The organism is Pseudomonas sp. TE6288 (assembly GCF_054062095.1).
In genome coordinates, this window is sequence record NZ_JBSSEW010000012.1 from 98,232 (window position 1) to 122,185 (window position 23,954).

Below are 23,954 nucleotides of genomic sequence, written 5' to 3' on the forward strand. Positions count from 1 at the left end.
ACACCGGCAAGCATCGCCGTCAAAGGGCTCAGTAGACCTGCACCCGCCATAGTTCGCGCGCGGCCGAGGCCGCGCTCATCGGCAGCCGCCCATGCAAGGTCTGGTAGTTGTCGATCAGCACCAGGTCACCCGCCTGCCACTCATGGGCAATCAGGCATTCGGGGTCGTAGACCAGTTCGTCGAGCTGGCTGATCAATGCCTGCTGGAAGGCTTCGTCGTGCCCCTGCACCTGCTGTTCGAGGGTCTGCAACGACGACTGGCAGCCCTCCTGATAGCGCAGTACCCGCTCGCCGCTGCGCGGATCGAGGTCGACCAGCGAGTAGCTGCGCGGCGAACCACCGAAATAGGTCATGCGCGTGTAGTAGGTCAAATCGATGCCCTGCCACTGGCGGGCGGTGCGCAGGCCCACCTTGCGCAAGGCGTTGCGGCTGTCGACGACGGTGGTCTGCCCTTCCCCCGGCTGCGGCGGCGTCCTGCAATACAACATGAAGGTGTGGGCACAGAACTTGGGATCGCGCTGCACCAGCGGATCGCTGTCGGGCAGCATGTTGAGGTCCCAGTGCAAGGGCGTCTTCTCCAGTGAATGCACCACGCCTTGGGGCTGGTCGGCCGGCTTGACCACATGTACCTCACCAAAGGACCAACGGTAGATGGTGCCGAAACGCTCGCAGTCGGCGGCGAATGCCTGCTGGTCGGTGAATTCACAGCCTCTGAGGCAGACAAAACCGAAACTGCGCACCAGTGCCTGCAAGGTCTCGGTGGACAGTCGCTGGAAACCCAGCCCCAGCGGGTCGCTGACCAGCAACCCGAACAAGGGGAGCTTCTGCAATGTGAAGTTGAAGCCCTCAAGCGCCTCGCCCGCTGTTTCATGGAACAGCCAGGGCTGCCCCTGCCAGGTCACCAGCACATGCCGCGCGGGGTCGATCTGCGCGCGGCTGCGCAGGGTCTGGCGACCGTCCAGCTGGCGCACCGGCACTGCATGCCAGGGGCTGGCTACATGATCGAGCCCCTCGGCCAGGGCTACGGTGAACTTGGGGCCGGCGTTGTCGTACTGGTGCACCGACAAGCGCACGTGCCCGGGGAAAAACCGCTCGACCGCCGCATTCAAGGCCTGGCCGCGCAGCATCATCTGGTAGGCCTTGTAGCTGATCTGGCGCAGGTGCTCGTCTTCGTCCTGCCCGGCCTGACGGCATAGGCGCAGGTCGTTGTAGAGGTGGCTGCACAACTTGTCGTGGGTCCGGCCCAGGGCCTCGTCGTGCTGGCACTGCTCGATCAGCGCTTCGACGTTCTTCCACGGCAGGCGGGCCTGCTTGATCAGGGTGGCGCGCAGGGCCTCGGCACTGCTGGCCTGGGGGAACAGGTCTTCCATGCTCACCCAGCGGATGCAATGGGTCGTGCACAGGGTGCGCAGCGCCTGGTTGTAGGCGCGGCGCACGTCGTCCGGCACGCCGACGATATCGTTGAAGGTGGTACCGTCGCTGAGGATTGCGATCTCGCAGCCAGGGGCGTGGAGCTCGGCGAGTTCCTGGGCGAGGCGGTCGAGGCGCTCGATGGCGATCACCTCGCCATGATCGGGCAGCACGCCAAAGGTCTTGTCGTGATCATTCGGCGACTTGCACGGGAAACCCGGCAACACCATGCGCAGTGGCTCGCCGCTGTCGAAGCAGCGCGCCAGGTCGCGGGCCAGGTGCGCCCTGCCCGCTTGGTCGAAGCGGTCGCCTTGCGCCTTGAGCAGGTAACCGTCCAGCACCTGGCCGACGGCTTCCATCCAGCTGTCTTTGTCTTGCATGTCGTGTCTTCCTTGAGAACGGCTACAGCGAACCGATTGGCGTTGCGGATTGGCTTGCACGGTGGAGCACTTGCTCCGGGCCCAGGGCCCGGAGCAAGTGCAAGGGCTGTTGGCAATGGAACTGCGGCCGCTGCTCGAGCAAGGCTTGCCACACCCCGTAGCCCCAACCGACGGCGGCAGCGGGCATGCCGGCGGCCTTGGCGGTCAACAGGTCGATGGGGGTATCGCCGACGAACAGGCAGTGGCCTGGGTCGATGCCCAGCCGTTTAGCGGCCTGCAGCGCGATGTCCGGTGCCGGCTTGAGCCGCTCGCCGGGACGATGGCCCAGCACCGCGCCAAATCGCTGCGCGGGCAGCAGCCCTTGCACGACACGCTCGGCGAGCGGGTGGGCTTTGTTGGTAACGACGGCCATGGGCAACCCTTTGCCGGCAATCGTCTCGATCAGGTCGACACAACCGGGGAACGCTCGGGAACGCTGGACCAGGTTGTCGTGATAACAGCTGCTGTAGTCGTCATGCAGGCGTTGGCGTTGCTCGGCGTCGAGGCCTACCGCGGCCCGCTCGAGCATCGCCGACACACCGCCACCGATCATGCCGCGGACCTCATCCGGCTGCAGCGCGCGCAGCCCGTGCAGAATCAGCACATGATTCAGGCACCAGGCAATATCAGGCAGGGTATCGACCAAGGTGCCGTCCAGGTCGAACAGAACCGCGCGTATGTCCATTGGCGCCACCCTCACTGCGCGCTGGCGTAGTGGCAAGGCCGGCCACGGCGGAATACCAGCCGGCTGTAACGCTCATCGACATTGCTGCGTCGGTCGAGGGTCACCACGCCACGGCGCTTGATCGCCACCGAATGCCAGGGGGTGCGCCACAGGTCGCTGGTCGGCACCAGGCGGATGCCGATCTTGCTCGATACCGCCAACTGCGGGTGGATCGACAGGCGCAGGCAATGCGGATAGCGCGCTTGCAGCAACGTACTCCAGGCCTCGCTACGCTGGATCACCCGCTGGGAGGCGGGCTTGGCCGCCTTCTTCACCGCGTTCATGCTCATGCCTTCGAACTCCACCAGCCCGGCGTAGTCCTCGGCGAGGAAACGATGGATGCCGCAGTACATCAAGCGCATGTGCTCCTCGTCCTCGAAGCGCTGCTGCAGGGCGCGCAGCGACTGGCCATGCTCGATCATCAGCTCTTCGCGCATGGAGTCCAGGCAGCCCAGTTGCGGATAGGCATCCTTGAGGTCGAACAAGGTGAAACGGCCGGGATAGTGCTGGCCGGCATAGCGCTGGATATCGTCGGTGTAGGCCTGGACATGGGCATCGGGCACCCGCACCAGGTCGGCGAAGACATAGCCGTCCGAGCAGATGTGAATGACCGCACCGGGGGCATGCAATGCGCGGATTTCCTCAGCCAGGCGATTCAGCTCGTCGATGGCATGGTGCTCTGCCAGGTCCGGGAGCGGGCCGAGGGTCTTCTGGCGGTTGGGCGACTTGCCGGGGAAGGCCGGGAGGACCATCTCCACCGGCAGCCCGCGCTCGACGGCCTGCAGCACCTTGGGCAGGTGCGGGGCGAGCACGGCATCGTCCAGCGCGTCATCCTGCCCGGGGGCCAGGCTGCGTCGACGAAACAGGCATTCGAGGATGGCCAGCGCGGTAGCGGTACTGGCAGAGGCATGGCGTTGGCGCAGCGAAGCCGCGCACGCCGAAGGAGCGGAGCTCGATTCGGTCATGGAACAGTCCTTGTCATGTGGATCGATCCGAATGGATCGTGGCCTACCTTGGCCTACAGGTCATCCTGACCTGCGGCGCATAACATCCGGCAAAGGACATGGCGCTGTCAACTGCCCTTCGAATGAATTTTCCGAGACAAAAAAAACGCCCCGGCAAGCCGGGGCGTCTTGTGCAGCAGCGGTGTTTCAGCGTGCGTAGGTCATCAGCACGTCGGCCGCGGTCTGGCTGTCCACGCCCATCATCACGCTCAGGGCAGTGACGGTGAGGATGGAGAAGCCAAACACCTTGCGCGCCCACTTGCTGTCGTCCTCGGCCTTGTAGCCGCCCCAGGCCATGTACAGCCAGTACAGGCCCATGGCGGCCGCCACGGCGAGATAACCCAGGCCGGCATAGCCGCCGAGGGTCAGCATCAGGGTGGCGAGCACAAAGGCCAGCACGTACAGCACGATCTGCTTCTTCGCCGCGAGGATACCGCGCGCCACCGGCAGGACCGGGATGTTGGCGGCGCTGTAGTCCTTGAAGCGGAAGATGGCGATGGCAAAGCTGTGCGGCATCTGCCACAGGCTGAACATCACCAGCAGCGTGAACGCGGCCAGGTCGAAGCTGTTGCTCACGGCGCAGTAGCCGATCACCGGAGGCATGGCACCGGACAGGCTGCCGACCAGGGTGCCGTGCACCGATTTGCGCTTGAGCCACAGGCTGTAGAAGCCGACGTAGACCACGAAGCCAACCAGGGCGCAGAACGCCGACAGCGGGTTGGCCTGGACATACAGCAAGCTGAAACCCGCCACCCCGAGCAGGGTGGCGTAGATCAGCGCCAGGGGCAGCGACATGCCGCCCTGGACCATGACGCGGTTCTTGGTGCGCTCCATCTTGTGGTCGATGTCACGGTCGATGCAGTTGTTGAACACGCATCCGGACGCGACCACCAGGGACGTACCGATCACCACCGCCAGGAACAGGGCGAAATCCACATGCCCCTTGGCGGCAAGGAAGAAACCGCCTGCCACGGAAAGCACGTTACCGAAAATGATCCCCGGTTTGGTGATTTGGATAAAGTGCTTCACGGACATGCAGTCTTACCTCACTTGGCCAGCATTTCGAAGTGGATGCTGAACATGATCCACAGCGACAGGCCGACCAGCAGTGCAATTACCAGAACGGTGAACAGGAACGTCGACACGTTGGAGCGCTGCTCTTTCGAGCGGTCCATGTGCAGGAAGTACACGAGGTGCACCACCACCTGGATGACGGCCATGGCCACCACGATCAGGACGGTCAGGTTCTTCGGCAGGCTTGGGTACATCACCAGGCCGAACGGGATCGCGGTCAGGATGATCGACAGTACAAAGCCGATCATGTAGGACTTCACGCTACCGTGATTGCCTTCGTGATGAGTGTCGTGTGCGCTAGCCATTACAGAACCCCCAGCAGGTAGACGACGGTGAACACGCAGATCCAGACCACGTCCAGGAAGTGCCAGAACAGGCTCAGGCAGCTCATGCGGGTCTTGGCGGTCGGCGTGATGCCGTGCTTGTTGATCTGGTACATCATGATTGCCATCCAGATCAGACCGGCGGTCACGTGCAGGCCGTGGGTACCGACCAGCGCGAAGAACGCCGACAGGAAGCCACTGCGCTGCGGGCCGTAGCCTTCGGCGATCAGGTGATGGAACTCATAGATTTCCATCGCGATGAAGCCTGCACCGAACAGGAAGGTCACAGCCAACCAGCCCAGTACACCTGCCTTGTTGCCGGCGAACATCTTCAGCATGGCGAAGCCGAAGGTGATCGAGGACAGCAGCAGGAACGCGGTTTCGACCAGCACGAAGTCGAGCTGGAAGATGTCGTGACCCGACGGGCCGCCGGCGAAACCGCCGGACAGCACCGCGTAGGTGGCGAAGAGCGACGCAAACAGGATGCAGTCGGTCATCAGGTACAGCCAGAAACCGAGTACGGTCATCTGGCCCGAGTCGTGGTGGTGGTCATCGTGCGCATGGTCATGACCATGCGCGCCACCGTGGATTACTTGACTGGACATTGATTACACCCGTTCAAACGATTCGACACGTGCGCCGCCGGCAGGCAGTGCACCAGCGTTGGCCAGCGCTTTCATGCGCTCGCCTTCGATGCGCGCCACTTCTTCGGCCGGCACCATGTAGCCCTGGTCGTCACGCGCGGCGTGGCGAACGAAGACAGCGATGGTCGCAACCAGGCTCGCACCCACCAGCCACCAGATGTGCCAGATGAAGGCGAAGCCGAACACGGTCAGCAACAGACCCATGAACAGACCGGTGGAGGTGTTGCTCGGCATGTGGATCGCTTCGTACTTGGCCGGAGCCTTGTATGCAGCGCCGGCTTGCTTGGCTTCGTGCCAGGCGTCCAGGCCAACGTGCTCAGGCATGTGGGCGAAGTTGTAGAACGGAGGTGGCGACGAAGTCGACCATTCCAGGGTACGGCCGCCCCATGGGTCGCCGGTGACGTCCATGTTGTCCTTGCGATCGCGAACCGAGACGTAGATCTGGATCAGCTGGCAGGCGATACCGAACAGGATCAGCACGGCGCCGACCACGGCTACGTACAGGTAGGGTTCCCACAGCGGGTTGTCGGAGTGGTTCAGACGACGGGTCATGCCCATGAAGCCCAGGGCGTACAGCGGCATGAACGCTACGTAGAAGCCGGAGATCCAGAACCAGAAGGCAGCCTTGCCCCACTTCTCGTTCAGGGTGAAACCGAAGGCTTTCGGGAACCAGAAGGCGAAGCCGGCGATGTAGCCGAATACCGCGCCACCGATGATCACGTTGTGGAAGTGGGCGATCACGAACAGGCTGTTGTGCAGAACGAAGTCGGCACCTGGAACAGCCAGCAGAACGCCGGTCATGCCACCGATGGAGAAGGTGACCATGAAGCCCAAGGTCCACATGATCGGCGCGGTGAAGCGCAGACGGCCCTGGTAGATGGTGAACAGCCAGTTGAACAGCTTCACACCGGTCGGAATGGAGATCAGCATCGTCGCCAGGCCGAAGAAGGTGTTGACGCTGGCGCCGGCACCCATGGTGAAGAAGTGGTGCAGCCAGACCGCAAAGCCGAGGATGGCGATCGCGCCCGATGCGTAGATCATCGAGTGGTGACCGAACAGGCGCTTGCCTGCGAAGGTCGAGGTAACTTCCGAGAACACGCCGAAGGCCGGCAGGATCAGGATGTAGACCTCAGGGTGACCCCACGCCCAGAACAGGTTGACGTACATCATCGGGTTCCCACCAAGCTCGTTGGTGAAAATGTGGAAGTCCAGATAACGGTCAACAGTCAGCAGTGCGAGTGCGGCGGTCAGGATCGGGAACGAAGCGACGATCAGCACGTTGGCCCAGGTGCAGGTCCAGGTGAAGATCGGCATGTCCATCAGCTTCATGCCAGGGGCGCGCATCTTCATCACGGTGACGAGGAAGTTCACGCCGGTAAGCGTCGTACCCAGACCTGATAGCTGTAGCGCCCAGATGTAGTAGTCGACACCCACCCCAGGGCTGTACTGGATACCCGCGAGCGGCGGATAGGCAACCCAGCCGGTCTTGGCGAATTCACCCACACCCAGCGAAATGTTGACCAGCAGCACGCCTGCCAGCAGCAGGTAGAAGCTCAGGGAGTTCAGGAACGGGAAGGCAACGTCACGTGCACCGATCTGCAGAGGAACCGCAAGGTTCATCAGGCCGGTGAAGAACGGCATCGCCATGAAGATGATCATGATCACACCGTGGGCGGTGAAGATCTGGTCATAGTGTTCAGGCGGCAGGTAGCCTTCGGAGCCACCGGTGGCGGCGGCCAGCTGGGTACGCATCATGATCGCGTCGGCGAAGCCGCGCAGCAGCATGACCATAGCGACGATGATGTACATCACGCCGATTTTCTTGTGGTCGACCGTGGTCAGCCACTCGGTCCACAAGTAGGTCCACTTGCGGAAATAGGTGATGGCACCAACGACAGCGAGACCACCGAGCGCGATCATGGCAAGCGTCACCATGACTATCGGCTCGTGATACGGTATCGCCTCCAGAGTTAATTTACCGAACATCTCTTACTCCTCTGCACCGGCAGCTGGTTGCATACTCGATTCCACACCCTTGGTAGTGGCCAGGTCTTTGCTGCCTGCTTCTTCGTGGTTCGGACGACCGCGGTTCATGCCTTCGTACTTGTCGACGATGCGCTGGAACTGGTCAGCCGGAGCCTCGCTGTACAGCGCGACTGGGTTGTTTTCGCTTGCTTTGGCCAAGGCGTCGTATTCGGCCTGGTCCAGTTTCTTCGGCGAAGCCTTCACTTCAGCGACCCATGCATCGAAGTCGGCTTGCGAAGTGGCGGTTGCCTTGAATTTCATACCGGTGAAGCCGGCGCCGCTGTAGTTGGCGGAGATACCGTCGAACTCACCGTTCTCGTTGGCGATCAGGTGCAGTTTGGTGGTCATGCCAGCCATGGCGTAGATCTGGCCACCCAGGCCCGGGATGAAGAAGGAGTTCATCACGGCGTCGGAGGTCACGCGGAAGTTGACCGGGGTGTTGGCCGGGAAGACGATCTTGTTGACCGTGGCGATGCCCTGTTCCGGGTAGATGAACAGCCATTTCCAGTCCAGCGCGACCACGTCGATCTGCACCGGCTTCACATCGGAATCCAGTGGACGGTACGGGTCCAGCTTGTGGGTGGAGTGGTAGGTGAAGTAACCCAGGGCGATGATGATCAGGATCGGGATGATCCACACCGCGGCCTCGATCTTGGTCGAATGCGACCAGTCGGGGGTGTAGGTGGCGGCCTTGTTGGACGCGCGATACTTCCAGGCGAACGCCAGGGTCATGATGATCACGGGCACGACCACCAGCAGCATCAGGCCGGTGGCGATCAGGATCAGGTTCTTCTGCTCAATGCCGACCTGGCCCTTCGGATCGAGCAGGGTCCAGTTGCACCCACTGAGTAAAAGCATGCCTAAAAAGGGCAATATGCCAAACAGTCTGGGGTAACGCTTTTTACTCATCTCACGACCTCTAGATCAGCTTGCTTCAATGCAATTTGTGTTTTGGTAGCCAACACTTCGTCCTGCCAAGTGCGGCAATTGGCGCCCGTACTCGCCCCTGCCAGGGATCCGACTGCTGGATCTTGGCGTCAAGCGGGTTGGCGGTGCTTATGGTTTCGTAGGCAACAGGCCTGTACTTCAGACCAAGTCCATTTGGTGCGGGAAAACGCGGAGGGGTGTCCGCCCGGTATCGCCGTTGGGCGAAACTTGTCGAAGTCAGCAAATGGAAAGCGCTGCGGCTCCCATCAATCCTGCGACTCGCAAGCAGTGCCGAACGGAAATTGGGGGCGATTGTAGATAGGTCGCCCCACGATGACTATGACTTATTGAGCAACAGTCTTTTACAGAATGCGTAACAATACTGGTCAAAAAATCAACTTCGCGACAGTTTGTCGCACCCCGCGCAGTAGCCCTGAAACCCTTGTCGCGCAAGGGCTGGTGGCTGACCTGGATCAATCATCGGGGGCCATTTGCAGCTTATCTCGCCGCGCAATAGACCCAGGTCAATTCGGGACTTTGGTCTAAGCGCGGCGACGGTTTCGATAGATGCCCAGGGGCACCAGGACCGCCGTCAGCACGAACGCCACCAGCGCCCATTGCGCGAGGGACAGGCCAAGGATCGGTGGGTAGGGCGTGGAACAGAACCCATCGACCTGGAACGCCAGCGGCCAGAGCTTGGCCAGCGGCAGGTCGTCGACGATGGGCTGCAAGGTGTCGATACCGCAGCTGACCATCGGGTTGGCGAGTATATACACATGATTGCCGGCGGCAACGATGCCACCGATGGCGCTGAGCACCACCAGCGCCTCGAAGAACGTCAGGCTACGGCGCCCGGGCATGGCGGCGGCGATGAAGGCGAAGATCGCGATGAACAGCAAGGCATAGCGCTGCAGGATGCACAGCGGGCAGGGCGCCTCGCCCAGCACCACCTGCATGTACAGGGCGCCGCCGATCAGCGCCAGACAGATCACGCCGAGGAGCACCAGAAAGCGCCGTTCCCGATTCAGGCGCGATGAGAGTTCGTTCATTGCCGATTCCTTCGATGGAGAGTGGCAGCGCGGGCTGCCCGAGGGGCGCCCAGTCTACACGCTGGAGATGACCTTTGAATGCATCGAGCGGGGGCGTGCGCGGCTATCCACTGATGACCTAGGACCGAGCGGGTCGGTTTCGGTTCACTGACGCGCGTGAAAAATGCGCCAGCCCGGTGCCGGGCAGGAGCAGGCCCCTCGACACCAGGAAGTGAAGGATACAGTGATTAAAGGAGGATTAAAGATGAAAGCGGGTGTAACCGCGTTCACCGCTTCCTTATATAGAAGATCGGTTAGGCCCAATCGCTGCGGTTCGGCGCTCGGCCAGGCCGACAGCGTCGAATGTCATCGTCCGCTTCGTTCTCGATTACCCACGGCCGGGAGCATCCTTGTGCTGGCGGCCCGACAGAACGCCGAACCGCAGCGATTGGGATGAAGTCCATCGCAGGGCAAGCCCGCTCCCACGCCGCCATCCTCGGCTTCGTGGGAGCGGGCTTGCCCCGCGATGGGCTCAGCGCTTCACTCCAAAGCCGCAGCCGGCCCGAAGAACTCATAGCGGCTCTGCCCTTCCGGCACACCCAAGCCCTTGAGCTGACGCTTGATCGCCGCCATGAAGCCCTTGGGTCCGAGGAAGTAGGCGTCGATATCGCGCTCACGCGGCAGCCATTCGGCCAGCAGGTCCTGGTCCAGCAGGCCCACTGCGTCGGCAGCCTGGCTGCCATCCTCCTCGGCGTAGCAGTAGAAGCGCTTGAGTTGCGGGTGACGCGCCGCCAGGCCATCGATCCAGTCGCGGAAGGCATGCACCGCGCCGTTGCGTGCGCAATGGATGAAGTGCACCGGGCGTTCGGTCTCGAGGGCCGCCTCAAGCATGGCCAGGGTCGGGGTGATACCCACACCGCCGCTGATCAGCACCAGCGGCTTGTCGCTGGCGACCAGGGTGAAGTCACCGGAAGGCGGGAACAGTTGCAGGGTATCGCCGACCATCAAGCCATCATGCAGGTAGTTGGAGACCTTGCCGCCCGCCTCGCGTTTGACGCTGATGCGGTACTGCTCACCGTCGCACAGGGCCGACAGCGAATAGTTGCGACGCTGCTCCTGGCCATCGATTTCCAGCTTCAGGCCGATGTACTGGCCCGGCTCGGCCTTGAGCACCGGCTTGCCATCGACCGGCGCGAAGTAGAACGAGACGATTTCGCGGCTTTCCTGCTCGCGGCGCACCAGGCGGAATTCGCGGGTGCCGCGCCAGCCGCCGGCAGCCTCTTCCTTCTGCTTGTACAGGTTCTCCTCGGCGCCGATGAGGATATCGGCAAGCTGGCCATAGGCCGCCGCCCAGGCAGCGATCACCTCGGCCGTGGCGATCTCCTTGCCCAGCACTTCCTCGATGGCGCGCAGCAGGCAGCTGCCGACGATCGGGTAGTGTTCAGGGAGAATCTGCAGGGCGACGTGCTTGTTGATGATCTGGCCTACCAGGCCGCCCAACTGCTCGAGCTGGTCGATATGCCGGGCGTACATCAGCACGCCGTTGGCCAGGGCACGCGGCTGGTCGCCGCTGGCCTGGTGGGCCTGGTTGAACAGCGGACGTACTTCGGGGTACTCGCTGAGCATCATCTTGTAGAAGTGGGTGGTCAGGGCCTCGCCACCGCTTTCCAGCAGGGGCACGGTGGCTTTGATGATTGCACGTTGTTCGGCATTGAGCATTACGACAACTCCTGAGCCTGTGGCTTCGAATGGTTGCGTAGACCATTTCAGCAATCGTGCCAACTTTGATCGTCAGTAAAACCGGGGGTTTTCATTGATCGATGTCAAAAGGACACACTCAGGCGTATAGTCATTCCGACCAACAGGAGTCCATATGACTGCAAAGCCCCTGCTCACTGCCCTCCTCCCCTTGGTGAGCGACTTGTCCCGCGACCTCCCCGACCAGGAACGCTACCGCCGGCTGCTGCAGGCCATGCGCGGTCTGCTGCCATGCGATGCCGCGGCGCTGCTGCGCCTGGACGGCGAATGGCTGGTACCGCTAGCGGTGGATGGCTTGTCGGCGGACACCCTGGGCCGACGCTTCCGGGTCAGCGAGCACCCGCGCTTCCAGGCCCTGCTCAGCCGCCCCGAGCCCACCCGTTTCCCTAGCGACAGCCCGCTGCCCGACCCTTACGACGGCCTGGTCGACGCCGCCCATGTGGATCTCGAGGTGCACGACTGCATGGGCTGCCCACTGATGGTCGACGAACGCCCGTGGGGCCTGCTGACCCTCGACGCGCTCACCGCCGGCCAGTTCCAGAGCCTCGAACTCGACGCCCTGCAGGCCTTCGCCAGCCTGGCCGCCGCCACGGTAACCGTGGCCGAGCGCATCGAGCACCTGGCCCTGCGCGCCGAAGATGAACACCAGCGCGCCGAGGTGTATCGCCAGGCCAGCGGCCAGGACCGCGAACTGATCGGCCAGAGCAAGGCACACAAGCGCCTGGTCGAGGAGATCCGCCTGGTCGGCGGTAGCGACCTGACCGTGCTGATCACCGGCGAGACCGGCGTCGGCAAGGAACTGGTGGCCCAGGCCCTGCACCATGCCAGCCAGCGTGCCGGCAAGCCGATGGTCAGCCTCAACTGCGCCGCGCTGCCCGACACCTTGGTGGAGAGTGAATTGTTCGGCCATGTGCGCGGCGCCTTTACCGGCGCCCATGGTGAACGCCGCGGCAAGTTCGAGCTGGCCAACGGCGGCACATTGTTCCTCGACGAGGTCGGCGAACTGCCGCTGGCGGTGCAGGCCAAGTTGCTGCGGGTATTACAGAGCGGGCAGTTGCAACGCCTGGGTTCGGACCGCGACCATCAGGTCGATGTGCGCCTGATCGCCGCGACCAACCGCGACCTGGCCGAAGAGGTGCGCAATGGCAACTTCCGCGCCGACTTCTACCACAGGCTGAGCGTCTATCCGCTGCAAGTTCCACCCCTGCGCGAGCGAGGCCGCGACGTGCTGTTGCTGGCGGGGTTTTTCCTCGAACAGAACCGCGCGCGCCTGGGGCTGGGGAGCCTACGGCTGTCCACTGACGCCCAGGCCGCCTTGCTGGCGTACGGCTGGCCGGGCAACGTCCGCGAACTGGAGCACCTGATCGGTCGCTCGGCGCTAAAGGCATTGGGACAGCACGGGCGGCGGCCGAAAATCCTCACCCTGGAAGCGGCTGACCTCGATCTGCGCAACGTGGCGCCGAGCATGCTGGCAGAAATCGAGGCACCGTCGGCTGACGCGCCGCTGCCCGAGGGGGGGCTGCGTGAGGCGGTGGATGATTATCAGCGGCAGATCGTCGAAGCGTGCCTGGATCGCCACCAGGACAACTGGGCAGCCGCAGCCCGGGAGCTGGGGCTGGATCGGGCCAACCTGAGCCGGTTGGCCAAGCGCTTGGGGCTGCGCTGATGGGGCCGCTTCGCAGCCCATTCGCCAGCAAGCCGGCTCCCACAGGGATGGCGCTTGGCTGAGCTCAGCGCGGCCAGTGTGGGAGCCGGCTTGTCGTGGCGACGAACCGCGGCGAAAGGGTCGCAAAGCGACCCCACTGCAGATCCAATAGCAAACTAAGCTAAAGCCTGGCGCCAGAAAGCCGATAACCCGGCATCCTCCCCCTCATTCATAGCGAAGGTTGTCCATGGCCACGCAAAAAGCCCGCGCGGACTCGCTGTCCCTGCTGCTGTTCACCCTGCGCAGCGGCAAACTGATGGCAATCAACCTGCTCAAGGTCAGCGAGATCATCCCCTGCCCGCCGCTGACCAAACTGCCGGAGTCCCACCCGCACGTCAAAGGCGTCGCCACCCTGCGTGGCAACTCGCTGTCGGTGATCGACCTGTCCCGCGCCATCGGCGAAATGCCCCTGGCCGACCCCGACGGCGGCTGCCTGATCGTCACCGAGATCAGCCGCTCGCGCCAGGGCCTGCACGTGCAAGCGGTGAGCCGCATCGTCCATTGCCTGAGCACCGACATCAAACCGCCACCCTACGGCTCGGGCAACCGCTCGTTCATTACCGGCGTCACCCGGGTCGACAACACCCTGGTGCAGGTGCTGGATATCGAAAAGGTCATCCACGGCATCGCCCCGCCGCCCCACGAACCGCACCCGGGGGAAGTCAGCGAAGAGGACGCCAGCCTGCTGGCCGCCGCCAACATCCTGGTGGTGGACGACAGCCAGGTCGCGTTGCAGCAGTCGGTGCACACCCTGCGCAACCTTGGCATCGAGTGCCACACCGCGCGCAGCGCCAAGGATGCGATCAATGTGCTGCTGGAGCTGCAAGGCACCGACAGAGAGATCAACATCATCGTCTCGGACATCGAGATGTCCGAGATGGACGGCTTCGCCTTCACCCGCACCTTGCGCGAAACCCCGGACTTCCAGCACCTGTACATCCTGCTGCACACCTCGCTGGACAGCGCGATGAGCGGTGACAAGGCCAAGCTGGCCGGGGCCAATGCCATTCTCACCAAGTTCTCCTCGCCGGAGCTGACCAACTGCCTGGTAACGGCGGCGCGGGCGGTGGTGTTCGAGGAGCGTTGACACATCAAGTCAGGATTTTCCTGACTTGATGAAGGAAAACGTTCGGGCATAATTCGCGCCCCTCGCAGGTTCATTGCCGGTGTCGCGTATGAAATTTCTCAATTCGTTCCTGATTCTCTGCGCCCTAGCCAGCGGCGCAGTCCACGCTTCGAGCAAGCAAGCCTGGAGCGATCAGCGCCAGCACATGCTCAAGGCCTGCCTGGCCATAAGCCAGTTCAAGGATGCCCACGCTCTGGGCAAACCCGCCGAGTTCGACGACCAGGTCGGTTACAGCGCGCTGCTGATCGAGGGCACCTACCCGCAGAAACACATGCAGAACCGCATCGGCACCGAGCTGTGCCTCTATGATCGCCAGCGCCAGCAGGCCTTCGTCACCGACTGGGAAGTCGGCAAGCGATGAGCGACAGCATTCGGTTCGCCTGCACCGGCTGTGGTAAATGCTGCACCGGTCATCACGTGCCTTTGACCCTGGCCGAGGCCCGGCAGTGGGCGAGTTCCGGCGGCCAGGTGGTGGTGCTGATCGAGGGTTTTCTCGCCGATGGCCCGGGTATGCCGGCCGACCAGCGCGAGCATGTGCTGCGCCGTTCACACCCGGTGCCGTGCGGTGACGCGCAGTTGCAGGTGTCGGTAACCTTCGCCGCGTTCAACCCCGGGCGCTGCCGCAACCTCGATGACAATGACCTGTGCGGTATCTATGAAAGCCGCCCGCTGGTCTGTCGTATCTACCCGGCGGAGATCAACCCGCACCTGCCGCTGCGCCCGGAAAACAAGGACTGCCCGCCCGAGGCCTGGACGCAAGGGCCGGAACTGATTCACGGCAGCCTGCCGGTGGATGAGGCGCTGCGTGCCCTGATCGAGGCCTCACGCCAGGCCGACCGCGACGATATCGCGGCCAAGGTGGCGATCTGTCAGGCGCTGGGGATGACCACCAGCGCTCTGAAGGGCAATGGATTTACTGCCTGGCTCCCGGACATGGCGGCGTTTGCCTCGGTGCTGGAGCAGGCGCCACGGGCGGTCGATGGACCGTGGGCTGTGCATGTGCAGGACGAGGCGCTTGCGGCCGGTCTGCAGGAACATCGGCTACAGGTGACGGGCGAAGCGCCGGTCTACTATGCGTTCATCGGTTTCTAGATAGATCCAATCGCGGGGCAAGCCCACGCCAAGTACCAAGGTGCTTCGTGGGAGCGGGCTTGCCCCGCGATAAGGCCGGCACAGACAACTCAGTCAGTCACTGACAACGCCGCCAGAACTCATCCGCCAGTCGCCGCAGGTCCTTGGCCAGGTCCGCCACGTCACTGGCACTGCTGTGGCTGCGCTGCCCGACGCTGACCGTCGCCTCACTGGCCTGGCGGATGCTGTTGATGTTGCGGTTGATGTTCTCGCTGACCTGGCTCTGCTGCTCCACCGCCGCAGCGATCTGCAGGCTCATCTCGTTGATCTGGTTGACCCGCACGCTGATGCTGTCCAGCGCGTCGCTGGCCAGTTGCGCCTGCTCGACGCTGTGCCCGGCATGCGCGCTGCTCTGCTGCATCACTTGCACCGCCGCGCGAGCCCCATCCTGCAGAGCGCCGATCATGCGCTGGATATCGTGGGTCGACTGCGCGGTGCGCTGGGCCAGGCCACGCACCTCGTCGGCGACCACCGCGAACCCCCGCCCCTGGTCACCCGCCCGCGCCGCCTCGATGGCGGCGTTGAGCGCCAGCAGGTTGGTCTGCTCGGCAATGCCACGGATCACATCAAGCACCCCGGAAATCTCGCTGCTGTGGTTTTCCAGTTGCTGGATCACCTCGCTGGCCTCCACCAGCGAGCCCGCCAGGTCCTGGATCGCGCAGCGGTTGCGGTTGACCAGCTGATGCCCGGACTGGGTCTCGTCTTCCGCCTGGTCGGCCGCCATCGCCGCCATCTGCGCGCTGCTGGCTACCTGGGCGACGCTGGCGCTCATCTGCTGGATCGCCGTGGCCACCTGGTCGGCCTCGTTCTGCTGCTCCAGGCTGTTGGCGTGGCTGCTGTGCAGTGCCTCGGCCAGGGAGCCCGAATGCCCGGCCAGGCGCGACGAGGTGTCGCCGATACGTCCGACCACCGCGCCCAGCTGCGCCTTGAGCATGCGCATGGCGAACTCGATCTGCCCCAGGCCGTCGCGCCGGCCGGTATACAGCCGCTGGCTGAGTGGGTTGTCGGCAATCGCCTGGGCCTGTCGGCGCAGCCGCTCGTACGGGCGTAACAGCAACCGGATCGCCAGGCTGCTCAAGCCGACCGCCGCCGCCACCTCCAACACGGATTCCAGCAACGGTGCCCCCAGCCACCACTGCCCGGCGCCCAGCACCAGCGCCAGCACGGCGCCGACCGCCAGCGACAAGCGGGCGCCCAACCCGATCACCGGCAGGCGCTCGCGCCAGCCACGCCGGCCCTCGCGCAAGCGCGCATAGGCACGCTCGGCCGCCGCCACCTGTTCAGTGCCAGGCTTGGTCCGCACCGACTGGTACTCCAGCACCTGCCCGCCGCTGCTGATCGGCGAGACAAAAGCGCTCACCCAGTAGTGATCGCCATTCTTGCAGCGGTTCTTCACCAGCCCCATCCACGAGCGCCCGGCCTTGAGCGACTGCCACATCTGGGCGAAGGCCTGGGGCGGCATGTCCGGGTGGCGGACGATGTGGTGGGGATTGCCCAGCAGCTCCTCGCGCAGGAAACCGCTGACCCGCCGGAAATCGTCGTTAGCATAGGTGATGCGGCTGTCCAGGTCGGTGGTGGACAGGATGTTGGCGTCGCCGGGGTAATCCACTTCGCGACCGGTAACAGGCATATTGCACTTCATCGGAGGCACTCGTTGTTGTACGGGAGATCGGCAGGGCGTACGACTCTAGGGGCAAACGCCGACGTAACATTGATCCATGGCAGGATATTGGCACTTGGCCATCAACCCACCGAAACTGACAGCCGTGACAGCCTGGCGTCACGCTGCCGACCCGGTCGGCGCGCTATAACCCTGTAATAGCCGAATCCATTTCCCAGCCCCTTGGCCAAGGTGCCCACCCCGATGCGACGTCCGTCCCGCCTCCTCGTACTCGCCGCCCTGGCCCTGGTCCTGCTGGTCGCCATCGGCGCCTGGCTGGGGCCGCGCCGCGAAGCTCCGGCCAACCGCGCCGCCAGCACGATACCGGTGCGAGTGATAGCCGTGGCCCAGCAGGACGTGCCGCGCTACCTCAGCGCCATCGGCTCGGTGCTGTCGCTGCACAGCGTCGAGGTGCGCCCGCAGGTCGAGGGCGTGCTGACCCAGGTGCTGGTCAAGGAAGGCCAGTGGGTCAAGCAGGGCGACCTGCTGGCCACCCTCGATGACCGGGCGATCCGTGCCAACCTCGACCAGGCCCGTGCCCAGCTCGGCCAGACCCAGGCGCAGTTGCAGGTGGGCAAGGTCAACCTCAAGCGCTACCAGTTGCTGAGCAGCGACGACGGCGTGTCCAAGCAGACCCTCGACCAGCAGCAGGCGCTGGTGAACCAGTTGCAGGCGACGATCAAGGGCAACCAGGCGGCCATCGACAATGCCGCGGTGCAGCTCAGCTACACGCAGATCCGCTCGCCGGTGAGCGGTCGCGTCGGCATTCGCAACGTCGACCCTGGCAACCTGGTCCGCACCAGCGACACCCAGAGCCTGTTCAACGTCACCCAGATCGACCCGATCGCCGTGGAATTCGCCCTGCCCCAACAGCAGCTCCCAGTCCTGCAGGGCCTGTTGAACTCAACCACGCCCGCCGAAGTGGAGACCTACCTGGACGCCGACGGCGAACGCAGCCTGCTCGCCAAGGGGCACTTGATGCTGATCGACAACCAGGTCTCGGCCACCACCGGCACGGTGCGGGTCAAGGCCGAGTTCGCCAACCAGGACGGACGTCTGTGGCCGGGCCAGCTGGTCACCGTGCGCCTGCGCACAGCGGTGGACGAGGACGCCCTGGTGGTGCCGCCACCGGTGGTACAGCGCAGCATCGACGGCCACTTCGTCTACCGTCTGGACGGCGACAAGGTCAGCGCCGTACCGGTCAAGGTGGTGTACCAGGACAGCACGCTGAATGTCATTGCCGGGGTCAAGGCCGGCGATCGCCTGGTGCTGGACGGTCAGTCGCGACTCAAGCCCGGCAGCATCGTGGAGGTCACCCCCGACACCCCTGCCCCGGCGGAAATGGCCGAAAGCAGGAGCCAGCCATGAACACCCGCAACGGGGTCTCGGCCTGGTGCATCGACCACCCCATCGCCACCTTGCTGCTGACCTTCGCCCTGGTCCTGCTCGGTGCCATCGCCTTCCCGCGCCTGCCGGTGGCGCCGCTGCCCGAGGCCGACTTCCCGACCATCCAGGTCACCGCCCAGTTGCCCGGCGCCAGCCCCGAGACCATGGCCTCGTCGGTCGCGACGCCCCTGGAGGTGCAGTTCAGCGCCATCCCCGGCATGACCCAGATGACCAGCAGCAGCGCCCTGGGCTCGACCAACCTGATCCTGCAATTCACCCTGGACAAGAACATCGACACCGCCGCCCAGGAGGTCCAGGCGGCGATCAACACCGCCACCGCGCGCCTCCCCCAGGACCTGCCCAGCCCGCCCACCTGGCGCAAGGTCAACCCCGCCGACAGCCCGGTGCTGATCCTCACCGTCAGCTCGGCGCAGATGCCCGGCAACCAACTGAGCGACTACGCCGAGACCCTGCTGGCCCGCCAGCTCAGCCAGATCGACGGCGTCGGCCTGATCAACATCACCGGGCAACTGCGCCCGGCCATCCGCGTGCAGGCCCAGCCCGAGAAGCTCGCCGCCATCGGCCTGACCCTGGCCGACATCCGCCAGGCCATCCAGCAGACCAGCCTCAACCTGGCCAAGGGCGCGCTGTACGGCGAACACAGCGTGTCGACCCTCGCCGCCAACGACCAGCTGTTCCACCCCGAGGACTACGCGAAGCTGATCGTCAGCTACCGCAATGGCGCCCCGGTGCACCTGGCCGACGTCGCCAAGGTGATCGACGGCGCCGAGAACGCCTACGTCAGGGCCTGGTCCGGCGAACAGCCGGGGTTGAACCTGGTGATCTTCCGCCAACCCGGGGCGAACATCGTCGACACCGTGGACCGGGTGATGGCTGCCCTGCCCCGCCTGCAAGAGATGTTGCCGGCAGCGGTCGAGGTGTCGGTGCTGCAGGACCGCACGCAGACCATTCGCGCCTCGCTGCACGAGGTGGAGCTGACCCTGCTGATCGCCGTGGCCCTGGTGATCGGGGTGATGGCGCTGTTCCTGCGCCAGTGGTCGGCGACCTTCATCGTTTCCAGCGTGCTCGGCGTGTCGCTGATCGCCAGTTGCGCATTGATGTACGTGTTTGGCTTCAGCCTCAACAACCTCACCCTGGTGGCCATCGTCATCGCCGTGGGTTTCGTGGTGGACGATGCCATCGTCGTGGTGGAAAACATCCACCGCCACCTGGAGGCCGGCGACGACAGCCGCACGGCCGCGCTCAAGGGCGCCGGCGAGATCGGCTTCACCGTGGTGTCGATCAGCTTCTCGCTGATCGCCGCGTTCATTCCGCTGCTGTTCATGGGCGGCGTGGTCGGCCGGCTGTTCAAGGAGTTCGCCCTGACTGCCACCGCGACCATCCTGATTTCGGTGGTGGTCTCGCTGACCCTGGCGCCGACCCTCGCCGCGCTGTGCATGCGCCGCCCCGAGGCACAGCATGACGGTTTCGGCCAGCGCCTGGTGCGCTGGTACGAGAAGGGCCTGGACCGGGCCCTGGCGCACCAGCGTGTCACCCTCGGCGTGTTCGGCCTGACCCTGGCACTGGCGGTGGTCGGCTACGTGGCCATCCCCAAGGGCTTCTTCCCGTTGCAGGACACCGGTTTCATCCTCGGCACCAGCGAGGCGGCGGCCGATGTGTCCTACCCCGCGATGATCGAGAAGCACAAGGCCCTGGCGAAGATCATCGAAGCCGACCCGGCGGTGCGCGCCTTCTCCCATTCGGTCGGTGTCACCGGCAGCAACCAGACCATCGCCAACGGGCGCTTCTGGATCTCCCTCAAGCCCCGTGGCGAACGCGATGTGTCGGCCAGCGAATGGATCGACCGCATGCGCCCGAAACTGGCGCAGGTTCCCGGCATCGTCCTGTACCTGCGCGCAGGGCAAGACATCAACCTCAGCTCCGGGCCGTCGCGCACCCAGTACCAGTACGTGCTCAAGAGCAATGACGGCGTCGCGCTGAACCTGTGGACCCAGCGCCTGACCGAACGCCTGCGCGAGAATCCGGCGTTCCGTGACCTGTCCAACGACCTGCAGTTGGGCGCCAGCGTCACCCGCATCGATATCGACCGCCAGGCCGCGGCGCGCTTCGGCCTGACCACCACCGACGTCGACCAGGCGCTGTACGATGCCTTCGGCCAGCGGCAGATCAGCGAGTTCCAGACCGAGACCAACCAGTACAAGGTGATCCTCGAACTGGACGCCCGCCAGCGCGGCAAGGCCGAGAGCCTCAACTTTTTCTACCTGCGCTCGCCGCTGTCGGGCGAGATGGTGCCGCTGTCGGCCCTGGCCCATGTCGCGCCGCCCAGCACCGGGCCGCTGTCGATCAGCCACGACGGCCTGTTCCCGGCGGCCAACCTCTCGTTCAACCTGGCCCCCGGCGTGGCCCTGGGCGATGCGGTACAGATCCTCGAACGCACCCAGCGCGAACTGGGCATGCCCGACGCCATCGCCGGCAACTTCCAGGGCGCCGCCCAGGCCTTCCAGAGTTCACTGTCGAGCCAGCCCTACCTGATCCTCGCCGCGCTGGTGGCGGTGTACATCATCCTTGGCGTGCTCTACGAGAGCTTCGTGCACCCGCTGACCATCATCTCCACCCTGCCCTCGGCGGGCCTGGGCGCGCTGATCCTGCTCTGGGCGATGCGCCAGGACTTCACCATCATGGGGCTGATCGGCGTGGTGCTGCTGATCGGCATCGTCAAGAAAAACGGCATCCTGCTCATCGACTTCGCCCTCGAAGCCCAGCGCAACCACGGCATTACGCCGGAGCAGGCGATCCACCAGGCGTGCCTGGTGCGCTTCCGCCCGATCATCATGACCACCCTGGCCGCGCTGCTCGGCGCACTGCCGCTGATGTTCGGCTTCGGCGCCGGCGCCGAACTGCGCCAGCCACTGGGCATCGCCGTGGTCGGCGGCCTGCTGGTGAGCCAGGCCCTGACGCTGTTCACCACCCCGGTCATATACTTGGCCCTGGAGCGTCTGTTCCACCGCCGCCGCCGGGCCACCGTCGCCCCCGCGCCGACCGCCAGTTGAGACAAGACCATGCGTGTGCTGATCATCGAAGACGAAGAAAAAACCGCCGACTACCTGCATCGCGGCCTCACCGAGCAGGGCTTTACCGTCGACCTGGCACGCGACGGCATCGACGGCCTGCACCTGGCCCTCGAAGGTGACTACGCGGTAATCGTGCTCGACGTGATGCTGCCTGGCCTCGATGGTTACGGGGTGCTGCGTGCGTTGCGGGCGCGCAAGCAGACGCCGGTGATCATGCTCACCGCCCGCGAGCGGGTCGAGGACCGCATCCACGGCCTGCGCGAAGGCGCCGACGACTACCTGGGCAAGCCGTTCTCGTTCCTCGAGTTGGTGGCCAGGTTGCAGGCCCTGACCCGACGTAGCGCGGTTCATGAACCGTTGCAGATCCAGGTCGCCGACCTGTGGATCGACCTGATGGCGCGCAAGGCCAGCCGCGCCGGCCAGCGCCTGGACCTGACCGCCAAGGAGTTTTCGTTGCTCAGCGTGCTGGCCCGGCGCCAGGGCGAGATCCTGTCCAAGACAGCCATCGCCGAACTGGTCTGGGACATCAATTTCGACAGTGACGCCAATGTCGTCGAGGTAGCGATCAAGCGCCTGCGCGCCAAGCTCGACGGGCCGTTCGACAACAAGCTGCTGCATACCATCCGAGGCATGGGCTATGTCCTGGAAAACCGTGGCTGAAGCCTGCGGCAGTACCCGCTCCCACGCGTCGGCCACAGGTGCCGCCCCATGAATCCTTTACGCAACTCCATCGCCCTGCGCCTGTCGGCGCTGTTCGCCATGGTCGCCCTGGCCGTGTTCGTGCTGATCGGCAGCGCGCTGTACCGCCAGGTCGATCGCAGCCTCGACCTGTTGCCTGAAGCCGAGCTCGATGCGCGCTTCAGCGTGCTCGAATCGACCCTCAACCGCTACGGCACCCCCGAGCACTGGGCCAAGATCAACAACAAGCTCAACCTGCTCGGCGAAGAAGACCGGCGCATCCGCTTCTGGGTGGTGAGCGGCAATCCGGCCTTCGAGTATGGCCAGCCCAGCGAACAGGTCCGCGCTTTCGCCGACGGCCCGGAGGGCATGCGCGACCTGCGCCTGAGCGACAGCCCCTATCCCTACAAGGTGCTGGTCAGCGCTCTGCCCGCCCTGGGCGAGCGCCCGCCGCTGCGCTTTCTGATCGGCATCGATACCGAGACGTTCTGGCAGGCCCAGCACAGTCTGCTGGTGGCTATCGTCGGCCTGGCGGCCTTCGGCGTGGTGCTGGCCTCGCTGCTTGGTTACTGGGTCGCGCGCATTGGCCTGCGCCCACTGCTGGCCCTCTCCGACGAGGCCCAGGCCCTGGCGCCGCCACGCCTGGACGGCCGCCTGCAGACCCGCGACCTGCCGCCTGAACTGGCACGCTTCGCCGGCACCTTCAATGCCGCCCTCGACCGCGTCAGCCAGGCCTATTCGCAACTGGAAGCCTTCAACGCCGACGTCGCCCACGAACTGCGTTCGCCGCTGACCAACCTGATCGGCCAGACCCAGGTCGCCCTCACCCGCGGGCGCAGCGCCGAGCACTACTTCGAGGTGCTGCAATCGAACCTCGAAGAACTCGAGCGCCTGCGCAGCATCATCAACGACATGCTGTTCCTGGCCAGCGCCGACCAGGGCAGCAAGGCCACCGCCCTTACCCAGGCCTCACTGGCCGAGGAAGTGGCCACCACCCTCGACTACCTCGACTACATCCTCGAAGACGCCCACGTCAGCGTCACCGTCAGCGGCGATGCCCAGGCCTGCATCGAAAAGGCCCAGTTGCGCCGGGCGCTGATCAACCTGCTGAACAACGCCGTGCAGCACACCGCGCCGCACCAGGCGATCCAGGTACGCATCGAGGCTACTGAGGAGCAGGTCAGCATCGCCGTGAGCAACCCGGGGCCGGCGATCGACGATGAACACCTGCCGATGCTGTTCGAGCGCTTCTATCGGGTGGATGCGGCCCGCGCCAACAGCGGCGGCGGCAACCACGGACTGGGCCTGGCCATCGTCAAGGCAATCGCCCTGATGCACGGCGGCAGTGTTTTCGTGCACAGCGAGGCCGGGGCCAATACCTTCGGTATCAACTTGCCGAGCGCTCAACTACGCGGGTTTGCGGTAAAAGTCTGAGTGTTTTTGCCGCGATCATTACTTTTTGCGCAACAGTGCTTATCTGAACAGCCTCTGTTTCCCCGCTGTTTACAGGACTAACTTTAGCCCTGTCTCCATTAGCACTTGCCCCGCAAGAAGGTTGTTCCAAATGTCCAACAGTATGGGTATTGCCAGCGTCTTCGTCCTGTCTTCCCTGTTGTTGTCGCCCCTGGCCATGGCGGAAGAATCCCCGGCCTTCGTCGCCCGCAACGCCGAACTCGCCGCGGTTCACCAAGAGGCGCGTGACGCCTACGCCGCGCAGCAGTCCGCTGCGGCTAAAGACGCACAGCAGACCGCTTCCAAGGTATCTGTCGATACCGATGCCGATAGTTGACCGACCACGCCAACTGTTTCCAGTTTTCCCTGGGCTACACCATGGGCACTGC

The 23,954-nt window shown here is 64.4% G+C and carries 20 protein-coding genes and 1 pseudogene; 9 read left to right on the plus strand and 12 right to left on the minus strand.

Features of this window, described 5'->3' with window-relative positions; translation table 11 throughout:
* Positions 1 to 28: 28 nt before the first annotated feature.
* From ACVWY1_RS14255 to hmpA, 10 genes are all read right to left on the minus strand, one after another.
* The gene (locus ACVWY1_RS14255) at positions 29 to 1,789 is read right to left on the minus strand and encodes an isocyanide synthase family protein (RefSeq protein WP_457378423.1); all 1,761 of its coding nucleotides are present in this window, start codon (positions 1,787 to 1,789) and stop codon (positions 29 to 31) included.
* A gap of 22 nt (positions 1,790 to 1,811) precedes the next feature.
* Complete coding sequence (locus tag ACVWY1_RS14260) at positions 1,812 to 2,513, minus strand: HAD family hydrolase (protein WP_277502954.1); 702 nt, start codon at positions 2,511 to 2,513, stop codon at positions 1,812 to 1,814.
* An 11-nt stretch (positions 2,514 to 2,524) separates the two neighbouring features.
* Entirely contained in the window at positions 2,525 to 3,517 is a 993-nt protein-coding gene (locus ACVWY1_RS14265) for an isocyanide synthase family protein (RefSeq protein ID WP_277502953.1), read from the minus strand.
* A gap of 186 nt (positions 3,518 to 3,703) precedes the next feature.
* Positions 3,704 to 4,591 (minus strand): heme o synthase, encoded by an 888-nt coding sequence (gene cyoE / locus ACVWY1_RS14270; RefSeq protein WP_023629877.1) that lies wholly within the window; start codon positions 4,589 to 4,591, stop codon positions 3,704 to 3,706.
* Positions 4,592 to 4,602: 11 nt separating this feature from the next.
* Positions 4,603 to 4,935, minus strand: a complete 333-nt coding sequence (gene cyoD / locus ACVWY1_RS14275; protein WP_023629876.1) for a cytochrome o ubiquinol oxidase subunit IV — start codon at positions 4,933 to 4,935, stop codon at positions 4,603 to 4,605.
* On the minus strand, positions 4,935 to 5,558 hold the full coding sequence (locus tag ACVWY1_RS14280) for a cytochrome o ubiquinol oxidase subunit III (protein WP_023629875.1): 624 nt from the start codon (positions 5,556 to 5,558) through the stop codon (positions 4,935 to 4,937). The genes cyoD and ACVWY1_RS14280 overlap by 1 nt, the downstream gene beginning before the upstream one ends.
* A 3-nt stretch (positions 5,559 to 5,561) precedes the next feature.
* Complete coding sequence (gene cyoB / locus ACVWY1_RS14285) at positions 5,562 to 7,583, minus strand: cytochrome o ubiquinol oxidase subunit I (RefSeq protein ID WP_102682485.1); 2,022 nt, start codon at positions 7,581 to 7,583, stop codon at positions 5,562 to 5,564.
* 3 nt (positions 7,584 to 7,586) lie between these two features.
* Positions 7,587 to 8,531 (minus strand): ubiquinol oxidase subunit II, encoded by a 945-nt coding sequence (gene cyoA / locus ACVWY1_RS14290; RefSeq protein WP_102682486.1) that lies wholly within the window; start codon positions 8,529 to 8,531, stop codon positions 7,587 to 7,589.
* Positions 8,532 to 9,091: 560 nt separating this feature from the next.
* A complete protein-coding gene (locus ACVWY1_RS14295) occupies positions 9,092 to 9,598 on the minus strand; it encodes a disulfide bond formation protein B (protein ID WP_023629873.1) in 507 nt (168 codons plus the stop codon).
* 519 nt (positions 9,599 to 10,117) lie between these two features.
* The gene (gene hmpA, locus ACVWY1_RS14300) at positions 10,118 to 11,296 is read right to left on the minus strand and encodes an NO-inducible flavohemoprotein (RefSeq protein WP_102682488.1); all 1,179 of its coding nucleotides are present in this window, start codon (positions 11,294 to 11,296) and stop codon (positions 10,118 to 10,120) included.
* Between the two features lie 154 nt (positions 11,297 to 11,450).
* On the opposite strand from hmpA, the gene norR reads away from it, so the two are divergent.
* From norR to ACVWY1_RS14320, 4 genes are all read left to right on the plus strand, one after another.
* Complete coding sequence (gene norR, locus ACVWY1_RS14305; RefSeq protein ID WP_139668718.1) at positions 11,451 to 13,001, plus strand: nitric oxide reductase transcriptional regulator NorR; 1,551 nt, start codon at positions 11,451 to 11,453, stop codon at positions 12,999 to 13,001.
* 226 nt (positions 13,002 to 13,227) lie between these two features.
* Positions 13,228 to 14,127 (plus strand): chemotaxis protein, encoded by a 900-nt coding sequence (locus tag ACVWY1_RS14310; protein WP_102682490.1) that lies wholly within the window; start codon positions 13,228 to 13,230, stop codon positions 14,125 to 14,127.
* 88 nt (positions 14,128 to 14,215) lie between these two features.
* Complete coding sequence (locus tag ACVWY1_RS14315; RefSeq protein WP_198754354.1) at positions 14,216 to 14,527, plus strand: hypothetical protein; 312 nt, start codon at positions 14,216 to 14,218, stop codon at positions 14,525 to 14,527.
* A complete protein-coding gene (locus ACVWY1_RS14320) occupies positions 14,524 to 15,258 on the plus strand; it encodes a YkgJ family cysteine cluster protein (RefSeq protein WP_277502950.1) in 735 nt (244 codons plus the stop codon). Before ACVWY1_RS14315 ends, ACVWY1_RS14320 begins: the two co-directional genes overlap by 4 nt.
* A 97-nt stretch (positions 15,259 to 15,355) precedes the next feature.
* Here ACVWY1_RS14320 and ACVWY1_RS14325 read toward each other — a convergent pair whose 3' ends face one another.
* A complete protein-coding gene (locus tag ACVWY1_RS14325; protein ID WP_373682090.1) occupies positions 15,356 to 16,462 on the minus strand; it encodes a methyl-accepting chemotaxis protein in 1,107 nt (368 codons plus the stop codon).
* 195 nt (positions 16,463 to 16,657) lie between these two features.
* Positions 16,658 to 16,939, minus strand: a pseudogene (locus tag ACVWY1_RS14330) (PAS domain-containing protein); the annotation flags it as partial.
* 222 nt (positions 16,940 to 17,161) lie between these two features.
* Between ACVWY1_RS14330 and ACVWY1_RS14335 the strand changes: the two are divergent.
* From ACVWY1_RS14335 to ACVWY1_RS14355, 5 genes are all read left to right on the plus strand, one after another.
* The gene (locus tag ACVWY1_RS14335) at positions 17,162 to 18,325 is read left to right on the plus strand and encodes an efflux RND transporter periplasmic adaptor subunit (protein WP_457378424.1); all 1,164 of its coding nucleotides are present in this window, start codon (positions 17,162 to 17,164) and stop codon (positions 18,323 to 18,325) included.
* Positions 18,322 to 21,414 (plus strand): multidrug efflux RND transporter permease subunit, encoded by a 3,093-nt coding sequence (locus ACVWY1_RS14340; RefSeq protein ID WP_457378425.1) that lies wholly within the window; start codon positions 18,322 to 18,324, stop codon positions 21,412 to 21,414. Before ACVWY1_RS14335 ends, ACVWY1_RS14340 begins: the two co-directional genes overlap by 4 nt.
* A gap of 9 nt (positions 21,415 to 21,423) precedes the next feature.
* Complete coding sequence (locus ACVWY1_RS14345) at positions 21,424 to 22,095, plus strand: heavy metal response regulator transcription factor (protein WP_139668704.1); 672 nt, start codon at positions 21,424 to 21,426, stop codon at positions 22,093 to 22,095.
* A gap of 48 nt (positions 22,096 to 22,143) precedes the next feature.
* The gene (locus ACVWY1_RS14350) at positions 22,144 to 23,547 is read left to right on the plus strand and encodes a heavy metal sensor histidine kinase (protein WP_457378426.1); all 1,404 of its coding nucleotides are present in this window, start codon (positions 22,144 to 22,146) and stop codon (positions 23,545 to 23,547) included.
* A gap of 130 nt (positions 23,548 to 23,677) precedes the next feature.
* Complete coding sequence (locus ACVWY1_RS14355) at positions 23,678 to 23,902, plus strand: hypothetical protein (protein WP_023631633.1); 225 nt, start codon at positions 23,678 to 23,680, stop codon at positions 23,900 to 23,902.
* Positions 23,903 to 23,954: the final 52 nt, after the last annotated feature.

Excerpts from the sequence above, each read along its gene's own strand:
- ACVWY1_RS14310 (WP_102682490.1), top strand. The coding sequence starts at position 13,228 with ATGGCCACGCAAAAAGCCCGCGCGGACTCGCTGTCCCTGCTGCTGTTC.
- cyoE (WP_023629877.1), bottom strand. The coding sequence starts at position 4,591 with ATGTCCGTGAAGCACTTTATCCAAATCACCAAACCGGGGATCATTTTC.
- ACVWY1_RS14320 (WP_277502950.1), top strand. The coding sequence starts at position 14,524 with ATGAGCGACAGCATTCGGTTCGCCTGCACCGGCTGTGGTAAATGCTGC.
- ACVWY1_RS14345 (WP_139668704.1), top strand. The coding sequence starts at position 21,424 with ATGCGTGTGCTGATCATCGAAGACGAAGAAAAAACCGCCGACTACCTG.
- ACVWY1_RS14340 (WP_457378425.1), top strand. The coding sequence starts at position 18,322 with ATGAACACCCGCAACGGGGTCTCGGCCTGGTGCATCGACCACCCCATC.
- ACVWY1_RS14255 (WP_457378423.1), bottom strand. The coding sequence starts at position 1,789 with ATGCAAGACAAAGACAGCTGGATGGAAGCCGTCGGCCAGGTGCTGGAC.
- ACVWY1_RS14265 (WP_277502953.1), bottom strand. The coding sequence starts at position 3,517 with ATGACCGAATCGAGCTCCGCTCCTTCGGCGTGCGCGGCTTCGCTGCGC.
- cyoB (WP_102682485.1), bottom strand. The coding sequence starts at position 7,583 with ATGTTCGGTAAATTAACTCTGGAGGCGATACCGTATCACGAGCCGATA.
- ACVWY1_RS14350 (WP_457378426.1), top strand. The coding sequence starts at position 22,144 with ATGAATCCTTTACGCAACTCCATCGCCCTGCGCCTGTCGGCGCTGTTC.
- cyoD (WP_023629876.1), bottom strand. The coding sequence starts at position 4,935 with ATGGCTAGCGCACACGACACTCATCACGAAGGCAATCACGGTAGCGTG.
- ACVWY1_RS14315 (WP_198754354.1), top strand. The coding sequence starts at position 14,216 with ATGAAATTTCTCAATTCGTTCCTGATTCTCTGCGCCCTAGCCAGCGGC.
- ACVWY1_RS14355 (WP_023631633.1), top strand. The coding sequence starts at position 23,678 with ATGTCCAACAGTATGGGTATTGCCAGCGTCTTCGTCCTGTCTTCCCTG.
- ACVWY1_RS14295 (WP_023629873.1), bottom strand. The coding sequence starts at position 9,598 with ATGAACGAACTCTCATCGCGCCTGAATCGGGAACGGCGCTTTCTGGTG.
- ACVWY1_RS14260 (WP_277502954.1), bottom strand. The coding sequence starts at position 2,513 with ATGGACATACGCGCGGTTCTGTTCGACCTGGACGGCACCTTGGTCGAT.
- norR (WP_139668718.1), top strand. The coding sequence starts at position 11,451 with ATGACTGCAAAGCCCCTGCTCACTGCCCTCCTCCCCTTGGTGAGCGAC.
- ACVWY1_RS14280 (WP_023629875.1), bottom strand. The coding sequence starts at position 5,558 with ATGTCCAGTCAAGTAATCCACGGTGGCGCGCATGGTCATGACCATGCG.
- cyoA (WP_102682486.1), bottom strand. The coding sequence starts at position 8,531 with ATGAGTAAAAAGCGTTACCCCAGACTGTTTGGCATATTGCCCTTTTTA.
- ACVWY1_RS14335 (WP_457378424.1), top strand. The coding sequence starts at position 17,162 with ATGCGACGTCCGTCCCGCCTCCTCGTACTCGCCGCCCTGGCCCTGGTC.
- hmpA (WP_102682488.1), bottom strand. The coding sequence starts at position 11,296 with ATGCTCAATGCCGAACAACGTGCAATCATCAAAGCCACCGTGCCCCTG.